The organism is Sporosarcina sp. P16b, assembly GCF_002743065.1.
Taxonomy (GTDB): Bacteria; Bacillota; Bacilli; order Bacillales_A; family Planococcaceae; genus Sporosarcina.
This window is the reverse complement of the sequence record NZ_PDYO01000004.1, coordinates 120,531-135,027: the sequence shown is the minus strand read 5'-3', so window position 1 is coordinate 135,027 and position 14,497 is coordinate 120,531. Positions and strand designations below refer to the sequence as shown.

14 protein-coding genes are annotated in these 14,497 nt (G+C 44.4%); 4 read left to right on the top strand and 10 right to left on the bottom strand.

Annotated features, from left to right (window positions below; genetic code table 11):
* Positions 1–16: 16 nt before the first annotated feature.
* The 5 genes from tgt to CSV77_RS07340 all read right to left on the bottom strand — a co-directional run bounded on the left by tgt (position 17) and on the right by CSV77_RS07340 (position 5,351).
* On the bottom strand, positions 17–1,156 hold the full coding sequence (tgt, locus tag CSV77_RS07360) for a tRNA guanosine(34) transglycosylase Tgt (RefSeq protein WP_099672908.1): 1,140 nt from the start codon (positions 1,154–1,156) through the stop codon (positions 17–19).
* Between the two features lie 6 nt (positions 1,157–1,162).
* On the bottom strand, positions 1,163–2,209 hold the full coding sequence (gene queA, locus CSV77_RS07355; protein ID WP_099672907.1) for a tRNA preQ1(34) S-adenosylmethionine ribosyltransferase-isomerase QueA: 1,047 nt from the start codon (positions 2,207–2,209) through the stop codon (positions 1,163–1,165).
* A gap of 18 nt (positions 2,210–2,227) precedes the next feature.
* Positions 2,228–3,226 (bottom strand): Holliday junction branch migration DNA helicase RuvB, encoded by a 999-nt coding sequence (ruvB, locus tag CSV77_RS07350; RefSeq protein ID WP_099629831.1) that lies wholly within the window; start codon positions 3,224–3,226, stop codon positions 2,228–2,230.
* Positions 3,227–3,245: 19 nt separating this feature from the next.
* Entirely contained in the window at positions 3,246–3,851 is a 606-nt protein-coding gene (gene ruvA, locus CSV77_RS07345) for a Holliday junction branch migration protein RuvA (protein ID WP_099629830.1), read from the bottom strand.
* A 933-nt stretch (positions 3,852–4,784) separates the two neighbouring features.
* Entirely contained in the window at positions 4,785–5,351 is a 567-nt protein-coding gene (locus CSV77_RS07340; protein WP_099672906.1) for an NADPH-dependent FMN reductase, read from the bottom strand.
* Positions 5,352–5,589: 238 nt separating this feature from the next.
* Between CSV77_RS07340 and CSV77_RS07335 the strand changes: the two genes are divergently transcribed.
* From CSV77_RS07335 to CSV77_RS07320, 4 genes are all read left to right on the top strand, one after another.
* Complete coding sequence (locus CSV77_RS07335) at positions 5,590–6,129, top strand: hypothetical protein (RefSeq protein WP_099672905.1); 540 nt, start codon at positions 5,590–5,592, stop codon at positions 6,127–6,129.
* A gap of 564 nt (positions 6,130–6,693) precedes the next feature.
* A complete protein-coding gene (gene tatA, locus CSV77_RS07330) occupies positions 6,694–6,897 on the top strand; it encodes a twin-arginine translocase TatA/TatE family subunit (protein ID WP_099672904.1) in 204 nt (67 codons plus the stop codon).
* Positions 6,898–6,971: 74 nt separating this feature from the next.
* Positions 6,972–7,811 carry a gluconate 2-dehydrogenase subunit 3 family protein gene (locus CSV77_RS07325; protein ID WP_099629826.1) on the top strand — a complete coding sequence of 280 codons (840 nt, stop codon included), beginning with the start codon at positions 6,972–6,974 and terminating at the stop codon, positions 7,809–7,811.
* A 17-nt stretch (positions 7,812–7,828) separates the two neighbouring features.
* Entirely contained in the window at positions 7,829–9,577 is a 1,749-nt protein-coding gene (locus tag CSV77_RS07320) for a GMC family oxidoreductase (RefSeq protein WP_099629825.1), read from the top strand.
* 189 nt (positions 9,578–9,766) lie between these two features.
* On the opposite strand, the gene CSV77_RS07315 is transcribed toward CSV77_RS07320, so the two are convergent.
* The 5 genes from CSV77_RS07315 to CSV77_RS07295 all read right to left on the bottom strand — a co-directional run bounded on the left by CSV77_RS07315 (position 9,767) and on the right by CSV77_RS07295 (position 14,469).
* Positions 9,767–10,492 carry a YebC/PmpR family DNA-binding transcriptional regulator gene (locus CSV77_RS07315; protein ID WP_099629824.1) on the bottom strand — a complete coding sequence of 242 codons (726 nt, stop codon included), beginning with the start codon at positions 10,490–10,492 and terminating at the stop codon, positions 9,767–9,769.
* 12 nt (positions 10,493–10,504) lie between these two features.
* Complete coding sequence (locus CSV77_RS07310) at positions 10,505–11,374, bottom strand: phosphotransferase (protein WP_099672903.1); 870 nt, start codon at positions 11,372–11,374, stop codon at positions 10,505–10,507.
* A 6-nt stretch (positions 11,375–11,380) separates the two neighbouring features.
* A complete protein-coding gene (locus CSV77_RS17000; RefSeq protein WP_199203717.1) occupies positions 11,381–12,523 on the bottom strand; it encodes a LysM peptidoglycan-binding domain-containing protein in 1,143 nt (380 codons plus the stop codon).
* 574 nt (positions 12,524–13,097) lie between these two features.
* Complete coding sequence (pheA, locus tag CSV77_RS07300; RefSeq protein WP_099672967.1) at positions 13,098–13,982, bottom strand: prephenate dehydratase; 885 nt, start codon at positions 13,980–13,982, stop codon at positions 13,098–13,100.
* 31 nt (positions 13,983–14,013) lie between these two features.
* Positions 14,014–14,469, bottom strand: a complete 456-nt coding sequence (locus CSV77_RS07295; RefSeq protein ID WP_029053700.1) for an ACT domain-containing protein — start codon at positions 14,467–14,469, stop codon at positions 14,014–14,016.
* Positions 14,470–14,497: the final 28 nt, after the last annotated feature.

The window sequence follows — 14,497 nt, the reverse complement described above, 5'->3', positions numbered from 1 at the left end:
TTTTATTATACAAGATTTAAAAGTTTTTTGCATTCGGTTTGTTAAAGCCGTATTGCTCAAAAAACTCTTCACGGAAATCACCGAGGCGATCTTCACGTATAGCCTGGCGTACTTGCTCCATTAAATTCAGCAAAAAGTGCAAGTTATGGTAGGACGTTAAACGTATGCCAAATGTTTCACCCGTACGAATTAAATGACGAATATATGCCCGACTATAGTTTTTGCACGCATAACAATCACAGTTCGGATCAAGCGGACCAAAATCTCTTTCGTACTTTGCGTTTTTGACAACTACGCGACCTTCACTTGTCATCAACGTACCGTTACGTGCGATACGCGTCGGCAAGACACAGTCAAACATATCGATTCCACGCATTGCACCTTCTATCAACGAGTCCGGTGATCCAACACCCATCAAATAACGAGGCTTATCTTGCGGAAGAAGAGGTGTCGTGAAATCCAGCACATTATTCATAATATCTTTTGGCTCTCCGACAGACAATCCACCGATTGCATAGCCTGGGAAATCCATGGATACTAAATCACGTGCACTTTGTTTACGTAAGTCTTCAAACTCTCCGCCTTGTACGATACCGAATAATCCTTGATCATGAGGACGTCCGTGTGCTTCTAGGCAACGCTCTGCCCACCGTGACGTACGCTCGACACTTGCTTTCATATACTCATGCGTCGCGGGGAATGGAGGACATTCGTCAAACGCCATCATAATATCGGCTCCAAGATCATTTTGGATTTCCATCGCTTTTTCCGGACTTAAAAACAGCTTATCTCCATTGATATGATTACGGAAATGAACGCCTTCTTCTTTAATATCACGGAATTTACTAAGTGAAAACACTTGGAAGCCACCGGAATCCGTCAAAATCGGACGATCCCAGTTCATGAACTGATGTAGTCCGCCCGCTTCTTTGACGATTTCATTACCTGGACGTAGCCATAAATGATACGTATTACTTAAAATAATGCCTGCACCCATTGCTTTCAATTCTTCCGGAGCCATCGTTTTGACCGTAGCTTGTGTTCCGACTGGCATAAAAGCAGGTGTTTCAAATGAACCGTGTGGCGTATGAACCATTCCAAGTCGCGCACCCGTTTGTTTACATGTTTTGATATGTTCGTACGTAATAGCTGCCAATTAATCTCATTCCTTTCTTGTAGCAGGGCGGATGAACATCGCGTCCCCAAAACTGAAAAAGCGATACTGCTCTTCCACTGCTTGTTCATATGCATTCATCACATGATCGCGTCCGGCAAATGCCGACAACAGCATCAATAACGTAGATTTAGGTAAGTGGAAATTCGTCACCAACCCGTCAATCGCTTTAAACTCATACCCAGGATAAATAAAAATCGAAGTCCAGCCACTTGCTGCGACTACTTCTCCATTATTCTCCGAAGCAATTGTCTCAAGCGTCCGAGTAGACGTCGTACCCACCGCCACTACGCTGCCACCACTAGCTTTTGTCTTTCGAACCAGTGCCGCCGTTTCTTCCGTCATCACATAATATTCCGCATGCATCGTATGGTCTTCAATGGAATCCACACTAACGGGACGGAATGTACCCAGTCCGACATGCAATGTAATGAAAGCGATTTGAACACCTTTTTCACGCAATGCATCTAAAATTTCATCCGTGAAATGCAAACCTGCTGTAGGTGCTGCTGCAGAGCCGCGCTCTTTTGCAAAAACCGTTTGATAACGCGTCTGATCTTCCAGCGTCTCAGTAATATAAGGCGGCAACGGCATCTGTCCGAGCTGATCGAGTAGCTCATAGAAAATACCGTCATAACTAAATTTGAACTCGCGCCCACCTTGTTCACCGAGTGCTGTACATTCCGCCTGCAACAAGCCGTCACCAAACGTCACGACCGTCCCCACTTTTATACGTTTTGAAGGTTTGACCAACGTTTCCCAGCGGTCATCCCCTGTTTCTTTTAACAATAACACTTCAATCGTCGCACCGGTTTCTTCTTTCGTACCGATCAAGCGCGCCGGCAATACTTTTGTATCATTCAACACTAGCAAATCCCCTGATTCCAGTTCATCCACTAAATCACGGAAATGCTTATGTGTCACGCTACCGTTATCGCGTCCCATGACAAGTAAACGGCTCGCTGTGCGATCCAAAAGCGGGGTTTGGGCTATTAACTGTTCTGGTAAATCAAAATCAAAGTCTTCTACTTCCATCATGCTAACTCCTATCTGTCATTCAGGAAGCGGATAGCCGAAATGCTCGTAAGCCTTTTCCGTCGCCATCCGCCCCCTTGATGTACGTTGAATAAATCCCATTTGTAATAAATATGGCTCATAAACGTCTTCGATCGTTACGGACTCTTCGCCAATACTCGCTGCGAGAGTATCGATACCGACCGGACCGCCACGGAACCGTTCAATCATGCTATGGAGCAACTGATGATCGATTTGATCGAGTCCATGATGATCTACTTGTAGCATATCAAGTGCTTCTTGCGCAATGGAAAGCGTAATGATTCCGTTACCGCGCACTTGTGCGTAATCGCGCACTCTTCGCAGTAGACGATTCGCAATACGCGGCGTTCCGCGAGAGCGTTTCGCTAGTTCTACAGCTGCTTGCGGATCGATGTGCACGTCAAACAAATTAGCACTTCGAATCACGATCTCAGTCAATGATTCCACTTCATAATACTCTAGTCTAAGCGGTACACCGAAGCGGTCACGTAACGGTGCAGACAATGCCCCTGCACGCGTCGTTGCGCCAATTAATGTAAACGGCGGCAAATCCAGTCGCACAGAACGCGCTGTCGGACCTTTCCCAACCATGATGTCTAGACAAAAATCTTCCATCGCTGGATACAACACTTCTTCAATGGCCCGGTTCAGCCGGTGGATTTCATCGATAAACAACACGTCACCCGGCTCCAATGAAGATACCACTGCCGCCAAGTCACCCGGACGTTCAATTGCAGGGCCACTCGTCATGCGGACATTGACACCCATTTCATTGCCGATGACCGTAGCGAGCGTTGTCTTTCCAAGCCCAGGAGGACCATATAGCAACACATGATCCAAACATTCTTCCCGTTTTTTTGCCGCCTCGATAAAGATGGATAAGTTATCTTTCGCCTGCTGCTGACCGATATATTGTTGCAATAATTGCGGGCGTAATGATTGTTCAAAGCCTTCATCAAAATCCGTCACTTCATTCGTCAGTATGCGTTCATCCATTGGAACCACCTCCATCGTATTAGCCTTGTTTCAATAGTAATTTTAATGCCAGTCGCATATAGCCTTCTGTATCGAGTTCTTCTTTCTCGAGTTTAGGCTTCACTTTCTTCAGTTCACGATCAGAATAACCAAGTGCAGTCAACGCAAGCATCGCTTCATCGAGCTCATCACTCTCCGCAAGCGTTAGCAGTGTGTCTTCTGAATCTGGCAAATCAATCTCTGTAAATAGATCATGCAATTTGCCTTTTAAATCCAAAATCATTTGACGCGCTGTCTTCTTGCCGACACCCGGAAATTGCACGAGGAATGCTTCATCTTCACGCTCAATCGCACTCACTACTTGAGAAGGCAAGCCGTTCGCAAGAATTGCGAGCGCGCCTTTAGGACCGATTCCCGAGACGGTAATCAGTTTACGGAACAGTTCACGTTGTTCCAGCGTCTTGAAGCCAATCAATAACTGCGTATCTTCACGCACATGCAAATACGTAAACACTTGCTGCACCTCGTCGGTTATGTGGAACGCAAATGGATTCGGCGTCATAACTTGCCAACCGATTCCCGATTGCTCCAGCACAACATATTCAGGTGTCACGCGTGTTACATGGCCTTTTATGTAATCGTACAAATTATTCTCCCCCTAAAGTATACCTGCTATTATAGCATACGAACGGGTTTTCTACTTGTTCAACCTCTAGAAATTTGCATAAATAAAATAGGAATGTACTTTCACTAATTTACGTTCAACAGCGAATACTTTGGAGTGGTGAGGAAATTTGTGAGGGTGATGGGATGGAAGCTCCAGTTGGGGACGCTTTTCCATGGGCTCTCGGTGAGCCAACCAGTTCGCTCCGCTCTCTTTTGGTTGTCTCACCTTTCGAGCTGATCCATCGGGAAGAGCCGTAACGAAGAACGGCTTTTGCGAGTAAAAGCGAAGCGTTAGGAGCACATCTTTGCACTCGCTGCCAACTTCCGCTTCCATCCTACGTGGATAGTAGGGGTACTTGAATTACTTACTGGAGATAGAGTGTTAATTATTGTTGTCTATTGAACATAGTTAAGTTCAAAAGCAAAGTAGTAGACTGATGAGTGAATTTGTGAGTATGAGGGGATGGAAGCTCCAGTTGGGGACGCTTTCCTGAGGGCGTGGCCCGAGCCGCTTCCCTCACTTCGTTCAGTCCAGGGTCTCGAGCTCACGCTGATCCTCCAGGAGTCGCCCCAACTTCCGCTTCCATCCAACGTTGATAGTAGAAGGAATCTAAACTACTTACTGGAGTTGATGTGTGAACTGTTGTTGCTTTTTGAATTATTTAAGTTCAAGTACAGGAGTTCAATACCAATTACAATCCTAGCTTCAATAGGCAACAAAAGTATCATCCGCTCCCATTGCAAGGGATTGCGCGGGCCCTCTAGGATAGCGTCCCCTCCGAAGCACCAATCCTTCCCCTTAGTCCTCTGCCAGCCTTTTGTTTTTCTATCGCATACTATTTCGCGCCAAAAAAGAGCTGTCACCAGTCGTCATTTAAAATAATGACGACTTGGACAGCTCCATTCATCCTACTCATGCGTGAGCGATTGCTTGTTGTTTCTTATGGAATTCGATGAAATTCTGTACGACAGTATCAAGGAATGCGATCGTGGCTTCATCCGTGATATTTCCTTCTTCATCCATTTTTGTATGAACAGCACCGATATATACTTCATTACCTGGCAATAAGTTTGGCGCTAGTGCTGGGTTAGAAAGAATTTCGCGTAAGTGGATCTGTGCTCTCACTGAACCGAAAACTCCCATTGATGACCCAACAATAAAACCTGTTTTGCCGTGTAATGTAAAGTCGCCGCCACGTGACAACCAATCCAACGCGTTTTTCATTGCGCCTGGAATAGAGAAGTTATATTCTGGTGTCGCGAACATCACTGCATCTGAATCTTTCACGTCATCTTTGAATGTTTGTACGGCTACAGTTGGTTCGCTTTCAATATCAATAGAGAACATTTCTAAGTCATTGATGAGAACCGGTGTAATTTCCAATTCCTCTTTATAACGCTCCGCCATGAATTTCACTAACTTTAAATTGTATGAAGTGGAACTTGTACTTCCGATTACCGCTTTGACTTTAATTGTCATGATGAAAATCTCCCTTGTGTTTAATCTCTGCAGGCTTTATCATAGCGCTTGCTTATTTTTATTTCTAATGATTTGCTTAGCTGTTGAAACCTTGATCACCATGTAAACGTATACATATAGAAGTGCCACACCTCATCTTAAAGGAGGAAACCCTATCCGAAAAACTATTTACGTAAGCTTTGCTCTGTCGCTGCTACTAGTCGGTTGCAATTCAGAAACCAAAAAAACTACTCATGAAGTGAAGCCATCCGATGAAACGGTGATCGAAGAAATAGCTAATGTTCCTACATCATTGCCAGAACGTGAACCGACGAAGGATGTTGTACTATCTGTCGAAGGTGAAGACACCACTATCACAATGAACCTCGTCGAAGGTAGCGGTGCACTGTATTCGTTTTATATCGATCCCGAGCGTTATACGTTTGAGAACGGTGAGAAAGAGGATAAACTCACCCCGATTGCCAAGACGCCTACTGATTATCCTGAGGTACATATGACATTTCTATACCTCGAAGATCAAACTCCAGAAAATGTAAAGGAAGATGTGAAACAAGAATACCGGATGCCGCTTGAAGAACAGACTATTTCCGCACCGGTACACGCCCTTTCATTGCACGGGACTGCAGGAGAAAAATCCGATAGTGAAGTCGTGACGATCTATATAATAGAAGTAAAGGGAGGCACATTGCTTATTAAAGAGAACTATTTCCTTGAAGCACAAGAAGGCCATGGTGCACGATTCGAACAGATGTTGGAGACATTAGAAGTGCGTAAATAGCAAAAAGTAACCAAAAGAATTTCTTGACCTCTTTAATTGATTCGTACACATGCAAGCCACTAGGATCTACCAACTCCGAATCCTCTTCTACATAGACTATTCCTCTCTTTGAAGTAGCTACGTTTTCTTCTTTTCTATGTCCTATCGCTATTCTATATTTGTATTCAATCTAGTAAAAGCTTCAATTGAATGAAAGAGGTACTATTTTATATGGCAACCATTCATCACATATGACACTTATCATTTCCCCACTATTTGGTTTTTTCATTAATCGATCTTAGATTTACAATTAGGCAAGATATGTCATTCGCCAACTTCAAAGCTGCCGTTACTTCTACTTCTATGAATATCTCAAGGTATTCATAGTCAATTACTTATGCAGACTATTTCATGTATTCATACAATAAAAATACGTAAAATGCTTTGTAAAATTACTTTGCATTTTTTGTCGAATAACACTATCATATATGAGGGCCAGAATTCCTATACGAATTTAGCAAACTAGCCAGAGCTCTACCCATACATTATAAATATGTAAAACTACTATTAAAGGGAGGGAGTTAGATGAGTTTGGCGTCCATCGGTGTACCAGGATTAATAATTATATTAGTAATTATCTTAATTTTATTCGGACCGCGAAAATTGCCGGAAATTGGTTCCGCTGTCGGGAAAACGTTAGCAGAATTTAAAAAGGCAACAAATGACATTTTAGAAGAAGACGACAAAGACAAGAAAACTGAATTGGTAAAGTCTGAGTCAATAAAGTAAGTAGACGGTGCGATTACACTTGCCTCGGCAAATGTCGCCACATTTAATGACAAATGTGAAGGAGGAACTAAACGATGACGAATAATAAAAATTCCAATCAAGATACTCAAGATTTAAGTCGAAGAAAGTTTTTAAAGAGTGGCGGTCTTGTCGCTGGTGGACTTTTAGGCGGCTCTCTCTTTGGTGGCTTACTAACAAATCAGTTCCAAAAAGGAACGAAGGATGAAGCGACACCACAAGCAGACAAACCAGTTTCGTTTGATGCACGTACGTTTTTCAGTCGAAATGAAGACTTTGCGTTGCTATCTGCTGCAACTGAAAGAATCTATCCAGAGAATAAAAATGGAATGGGTGCAATTGAACTAGGTGTGCCGTACTTCATTGACCGTCAATGTGCGAGCAACTGGGGAAGAAATGCGGATGATTATATGCACGGTCCTTTCCCAACGGTCATAAAAACTGACGGATATCAAGAAGAAAAACGACAAAATAACGAAGTCATCACATCGTCTTCCGTCGTGAAAGTACCTGCTGGAACGGCTAACTATCAAACTAAAATGACAAGAGGCACATTTTTCCTTGAAGGGCTTACCGCTATGGAGAAAACTTCACAAGATAAATTTGGTGATCGATTTGTCAATCTTGAACCTGAACAGCAAGATGAAATTTTACACATGTTTGAAAAAGGTGAAGTGAAGTTCAGTGGTGTAGATTCCTCAGACTTCTTTAGATTGTTGCGTCAAACAACTATCGAAGGCGTCTATGCAGATCCTGTTTACGGTGGAAATCGTAATATGGAAGCTTGGAGGATGAAAGAATACCCTGGGCCAATCATGAGCTTTTTAGATAAAATTGAAGAAGAAGAGTTTATTGTAATGGAGCCTTCAAGTTTACGTAACTACCAAGGGCTTTAATTGAGGAGGACGCATAAATGGCTAAAAAATTAGAAAAAGTAGACGTTGTAGTCGTTGGTAGTGGTTGGGCTGGCGGTATCGTTTCAGCTGAACTTTCCAAAGCAGGCTATCAAGTCGTAATGTTGGAACGTGGTAAAGATCAAACACGTTCAGATTTTATAGGTGTTAAAGACGAACTACGTTATTCAAATAGATATGAAATGATTGAAAAATTAACTGGCGATACGATTACGTCTCGTGTTTCGATAGGTGATGCTGCATTACCTGTACGCTTACAAAAAGACATGAATACGGGGACGGATCTTGGAGGCGGAAGTATGCACTGGGCAGGTTCCGTATACCGCTGGCGTTCTTATGACTTCGAAATTCGTTCAAAAACCATTGAACGTTATGGAGAAGGTAAAATTCCAGAAGGGATGCAAATCCGTGACTGGGGAATTACGTATGATGAACTAGAGCCTTATTATGCGAAATGGGAACAAACCGCTGGGATTTCAGGAGAACCAGATCCACTTGGCGACAAGAGATCAAACGAGTATCCAAACCCACCAATGTTAGCTTCACCTGCGATTAAACTATTTAAAGAATCGGCAAAAGAACTCGGCTTACACCCGTATCAAATGGCTTCTGGAAACATGTCGCAAACTTATACGAATCCTGACGGTGAAACATTGAACCAATGTATGTTCTGTTCATTCTGTACGATGTACGGCTGTGACTTCGGTTCAAAATCGGATCCTCTTGCAACCGTTATTCCGACTGCTCGGAAAACAGGTAACTGTGAAATCAGAACCAATTCACTTGTCCGAAGAGTTATACATAAAGATGGTAAAGCGACGGGCGTTTTATATACGGATACAAGAACTGGTCAAGAATTCGAACAACCAGCTGATGTTGTCGTTCTTGCGGCATTCACATTCTCAAATAACCGCTTACTGATGTTATCGGATATCGGTGAAATCTATAACCCTGAGACTAGAAAAGGAACAATTGGCCGTAACTTTACGGGTCAATTCAACAGTACTTTCCTAGGCGCTACAGGATTCTTTAACGAGAAAAAATTCAACTACTACATGGGTGCTGGTGGATTAGGTGGCGCTTTAAGCGATTATGACGCTGACTTATTTGACCACACTAATTTAGACTTCATTCACGGTGGCGGAATCGAACTTCGTCAATACGGAGATGCGGCAATTAAGAATAACTTTGTTCCTAAAGGCACACCAACATGGGGTGAAGAATTTAAAGAGAAATCACTCTTCTATGCTTTCCGCACATTAACGGTGTGGTACTCGGCAGCAGTTATGCCTTGGTGGCACAACTATATGGACTTAGACCCTACTTATAAAGATGAGTTCGGAGATCCATTATTACGTATTACAAACAAACTAACAGACCAAGATAAGAACATTGCGAAATTCGGTATCGAAAAATGTGCTGAAATCGTTGAAGCAATGGGTGCGGATATTATTGATAAGGACGAATTACCAGACCAATTTGACCACTCTTACTTCGGTATGCACTATATTGGCGGCGTAGCTATGGGTGAAGATCCAGAGACGTCTGCGGTAAATAACTACTTGCAACTGTGGGAAATGGAAAACTTATTCGTCGTTGGCGGATCTGCTCTACCTCACTTTAGTAGTCATCACCCTACACCAACAATCGGTGCGCTTGCATACCGTGCAGCTGAAGGTATTGATAAATACTTAAAAGAAAACGGCGGTCTCTTAACGCAACCAAAAGCATCTAGCGTCAAAGCCTAATAGCTACAACACAACCCCTCACTTGGCAGTATGAAAGTGAGGGGTTATTTTTTTCGACTCCACTGCACATTCATCTGCCGGTCCATTCAGAAGCAATTAACTCGGTCGATAATGAATCCCATTGTCCTTGTGAATAACAAAGAGCCCGTCAACAACTTTACTTACAAGTTGTTGACGGACTAACATTCCTTACTCATCCGATGCATTAGAATAGACGTTCTGGACATCATCGTCATCTTCTAACGCATCGATCATCTGCATAAACTGTTCTTGCTGCTCTTCACTCAAATCCGCATAAACGGACGGAACCATATCTACTTCTGCTGAAATAAATACTAAATCTTCTGCTTCGAGCGCTTCTTTTACATTCAGGAATTCAGAGGATTCCGTCAGAATTTCAAATCCGTCTTCTGTCGAAATAACATCTTCAGCCCCTGCTTCCAAAGCCGCCAGCATGACTGCGTCCTCGTCCGTTTCTTGCGTACGTTCGATGAACAGACGGCCTTTGCGTTCAAATAAATAGTTGACGGAGCCAGTCTCTCCTAAACTACCGCCATTTTTATTGAATGCCACGCGCATATTGGGTCCCGTACGATTGCGGTTTTCTGTCAAGGTATATACGAGGACCGCAACACCGCCCGGTCCGTACCCTTCATAGATTACTTCTTCATAGTTTTCATCCGCACCTGAACCTGTTGCTTTATCAATTGCCCGCTGAATCACATCATTCGGGACATTCGCACTCTTTGATTTATCGATTGCTAGACGTAAAGCTGGATTCGTGTCTGGATCATCTCCGCCAGACTTTGCTGCCACGTAAATTTCACGCGACATCTTCTGAAAGATCTTTCCTCGTTTTGCATCCTGTGCGCCTTTTCTATTTTGGATATTCTTCCACTTTGAATGGCCTGCCATGGATCAAACCTCCTACTTCATCATTCGCTCTATATCATACCATAATCTTGGCCAATGTGAGAGCGCAGTATCTGTGAAATGCAGAAGTTTGCTAGCCATCCGTTGCTGTTGCACTAATGGCAACGACAACAGATGTAACCATTCGCGAAGTACTTCATTCGGATATAATAGCTTCGCAAGAGACTGGTTTGATAAAGTTTGCAGCGCCGGATGCTCACCCATCAAAAAAGTCGGATTATAGGAAATCTGTGGCAACACACGATGCATCCACAACACACGTTCATCCTCTTCCGTTCCAAGACACGCTAAATCAAAATCGATAAAGCGGATATTCCCGTTCGAGTCACGCAAAATATTATGATGTACGACATCACCATGCAGAAGCGTCAAGGAATGTACAGGAGGCGGTTCTTTCTTTGCTATGTGCAACGCATCCTGTCCGTACTTTAACAACTGGTCAATCGTTGTGGAAGCGAGAAACGCTCCACACATTTCCCGCAACTCTTCAAATCGCGCAAGCCGGACTTCCCACTTTTCAATCATATGATAATGCGGTAGGCAGGAAATCGATTGCCAATCAATCGTATATTTCGTATCATGTAATGCTTGCAGTGCACGGAACGAATCAATACGGTCAATTCTGCGCTTAAAGTTGACCGCTTTCGCATTTTCCAGCCACGGCTGCATGATCAACAGTGGATCCGATTTATCGACAATCGGCAAGATATACGGAAAATGTTGTGCACTAAGTAATTGATGAACTTGCCGAACTTTCACAGCTTGAGCAAGTGATGCATACTTTTTTACAGAATACACCGCTCCGCCGGTTTCCATTTTCCAGACATTCTTTTTGATTTTTGTAAATCGTTGATTGTCTGCCATACGCGGTTACTGGTTTCGGTGCCAGTCCTCCTGTATTGGCATCGGTTGATGTGGAGGTGTATTACACCCACAATCACCCTGATAACCTGGAGGTTGTTGCCACATCGGAGGCATTGGCATTGGCATCGGCATCATATGCGGACACGGCATCCACTGCATCGCCGGCATGCATTCCGGTTGTGTCGACCATTGAGGTTGAACCGGCCAATTTGGTGAGCAATGTGGCTGATTTGACGGACACCATGATGGCGGTACATCTGCTTTAGGCGGCATCGTCGGTTGTTGCGGCATTGGCATCGGTGCAGGCTGTTGAGGCATTGGCTGCATCTCAGGCGACTCCGGTTGTGGTATTGGTTGTGGCATCGGTTTCATCTGTAATGAACTCGATTCGATCAACTGCCAGCCATCTGGCATAGGTGCGGGCACTGGTTTATGATGATGAGATGACTCTTCACACCACTCTGGTGACTCTTTTGGCGGCATCGGTTTGATTGGCGCCTGTATTGGCGGTGGCATCGGTGGCATAGGCTGCATCGGCGGCATCGGCTGTTGAGGCATATGTGGATGGCAGTCCGCATCAAAAATTGGCATCCATCCGCAAATCGGGAATACTGCTTGCCACATCGGTGGAGCCGGCATACTTGGCGGCATCGGCATATGAGGCGCCGCCGGTGGAGCCTGCTGTTGCGGCATCGGCGGTGGTGGCGGTGCCGGCTGTTGTTGCATTGGCGGTACTTGTGGCAATGGCTTCTGCTGCATCGGTGGCATCTGTGGCGCTTGTGGAAGCGGCGGCACGTGATGCTTCGGTGGTTTCGTTTGTGGAGGCGCCGGCTTAGAAGGCTTCTCCTGGTGTGGCGGCTTCATCGGTGCTTGGTGATGTGGCTTCTCATGAGGCTTTTCATGGTGTGGTTTCTCATGAGGTTTTTCATGGTGTGGCTTTTCATGGTGTGGTTTTTCATGCGGTTTCGTGTGATCACCTTTATGATGAGGTTTTTTCTTATCCATCGGCAAAAATATTTTCATGCCGGGAACGATATAGTCAGGATTCGCCAGGTGCGCATTCACCCGTTTCAATTCCTCGAACGGTATACCGTATTGTCTTGCGATCTTCCATAATGTATCACCCTTGACGACAATATGAACTTCCACTAACAATTCCCCCTTCCATCAATCCATCGTATGAACGGACGCCTACTTTTGTGACAATATGTGTAGGCTTCCTCTCTTGTTATGTATATTCATCAGGGACTTGTTTATTCCAAATAAAAAACCATCCACGGTAATAGAGGATGGTTGCGAATTAAGTCCGTTCATATAAGGAGTACTTGAGATTTCTGATCGAGTTGGCGGACGCTTTAATCCTACTACTGTAGTGGATGGACGTAGAACACTTATTTATGATAATGTGTGAATTAGTAAAGCCCTTGAACTTAGTTAAGTTCAAGGGCAATTCTGGTAAAGGTATCTACCACAAGCCAACCTACCATGAACGTCGATAGGTATTATCTAGTCCCAATGCAAGGGATTGGTGCTTAGGAGGAGAAGATCAGTCCAACTAAAGAGAGCCAGAGCCGTTACGAAGAACGGCTTTTGCGAGTAAAAGCGAAGCGTTAGGAGCATGTCTTTGTACTTGCGAACTGGTTGGCTCACCGCGGGCCCTCTAGGAAAGCGTCCCCTCCGAAGCGCAAATCCCCTACACAACACCATGCCAGCCTATCCTATATCAGGAGATAAATTCCCCAGACTCATAGACATAATACGTACCTAGGGAACGCGCTGTGCAGCCGAGTGCAGCCAGCTCTTCCATCGCACCCTTCATCATCGGATGCTCTTCTGACTCATTAATATCAATAATAAAGAAATAATGACCAAGACCCGTCTTCAACGGTCGTGACTCGATCTTGCTCAAGTTCAACCGACGCCATGAGAATACCGACAGAATTTGATGTAGCATCCCTGGACGGTCGTCTTCAGGCAACTTCACCATCAATGTCGTCTTAGATGAAGAAGCATGCTTCGAATGCTCCATCTTCTCCTTACGCAGCGACAACACGACGAAACGAGTATGGTTGAAGTGGAAGTCATGAATATTCTCTTCTGCTATATGTAAACCGTACGTTTCTGCCGCCAAACGGTTGCCAATTGCTGCAACACGCAGTTCTGGCTGCTCAGAAATAGATTTTGCTGCCGCTGCAGTAGACGTCGTTTGAATCAACGGAATCCTGCGGTAACGATACTGCAAAAACTTATGACATTGTGCCAACGCATGCGGATGGGACTGAATCGAATCCAATTGATCCAAATGGTCCTTCTGCGATTTATTCACCAACATATGCTGCTCAATTGGCATGGAAATTTCAGCAGTAATAAACAACTCTTCACTATTGAATAAATAATCAATCGTCAACGGTACAGAACCTTCGAGTGCATTCTCCAATGGAACGACCGCATACGCGACGTGTCCTTCTGTCACTGCCTCTATACAATCCGGAATAGTCGGACGTGGTGTTAAGCCTTCCATGCCGAATAAATCGGACGCTGCAATATGGGTGAAGGATGCTTCGGGTCCCAAAAACGCAACGGAAGGTACATATTTCTTTTCAGTCATCATTCTTTCATCTCCCCACTGATTTAAGAGGTCAGAAAACCCCTGAACTAATTAAGTCAACGGAATCAATAAATCGAGGTGCTTTGAGTCGCTGTAAAAATGCTTCTACTTTAATTTCCATTTCCGTCACATCCAGCGATAATGTAATATTGGCGCGCCCCTGGACAGGAATCGTCTGGTGGATCGTCAATACATTACATTTCGCCTCTGAGACGACTTCCAAAAGCACAGCTAAAGAACCCTTTAAATCTTCCAGTTGAATAAAAATCGTCAAAATCCGGTCCCGTGCGATTGATTCGAACGGGAACACGGCATCACGATATTTATAGAAAGCACTCCGTGACAGACCGACCCGTTTAGTTGCTTCTTGGATCGTTGTCACTTCGCCCCTTGCCATCATTCGTTTAGCTTCGAGCATTTTCTGCATCGACTCGGTCAATACATCTTCGCGCACTAAATAAAACTGGCCTTCCCCGATTTGTTCCATTTCGCTCCCCCCAAAACGAGCCATTTCG

Excerpts from the sequence above, each read along its gene's own strand:
- queA (WP_099672907.1), bottom strand. The coding sequence starts at position 2,209 with ATGGAAGTAGAAGACTTTGATTTTGATTTACCAGAACAGTTAATAGCC.
- ruvB (WP_099629831.1), bottom strand. The coding sequence starts at position 3,226 with ATGGATGAACGCATACTGACGAATGAAGTGACGGATTTTGATGAAGGC.
- CSV77_RS07340 (WP_099672906.1), bottom strand. The coding sequence starts at position 5,351 with ATGACAATTAAAGTCAAAGCGGTAATCGGAAGTACAAGTTCCACTTCA.
- tatA (WP_099672904.1), top strand. The coding sequence starts at position 6,694 with ATGAGTTTGGCGTCCATCGGTGTACCAGGATTAATAATTATATTAGTA.
- CSV77_RS07325 (WP_099629826.1), top strand. The coding sequence starts at position 6,972 with ATGACGAATAATAAAAATTCCAATCAAGATACTCAAGATTTAAGTCGA.
- CSV77_RS07320 (WP_099629825.1), top strand. The coding sequence starts at position 7,829 with ATGGCTAAAAAATTAGAAAAAGTAGACGTTGTAGTCGTTGGTAGTGGT.
- CSV77_RS07315 (WP_099629824.1), bottom strand. The coding sequence starts at position 10,492 with ATGGCAGGCCATTCAAAGTGGAAGAATATCCAAAATAGAAAAGGCGCA.
- CSV77_RS07310 (WP_099672903.1), bottom strand. The coding sequence starts at position 11,374 with ATGGCAGACAATCAACGATTTACAAAAATCAAAAAGAATGTCTGGAAA.
- pheA (WP_099672967.1), bottom strand. The coding sequence starts at position 13,982 with ATGACTGAAAAGAAATATGTACCTTCCGTTGCGTTTTTGGGACCCGAA.
- CSV77_RS07295 (WP_029053700.1), bottom strand. The coding sequence starts at position 14,469 with ATGGAACAAATCGGGGAAGGCCAGTTTTATTTAGTGCGCGAAGATGTA.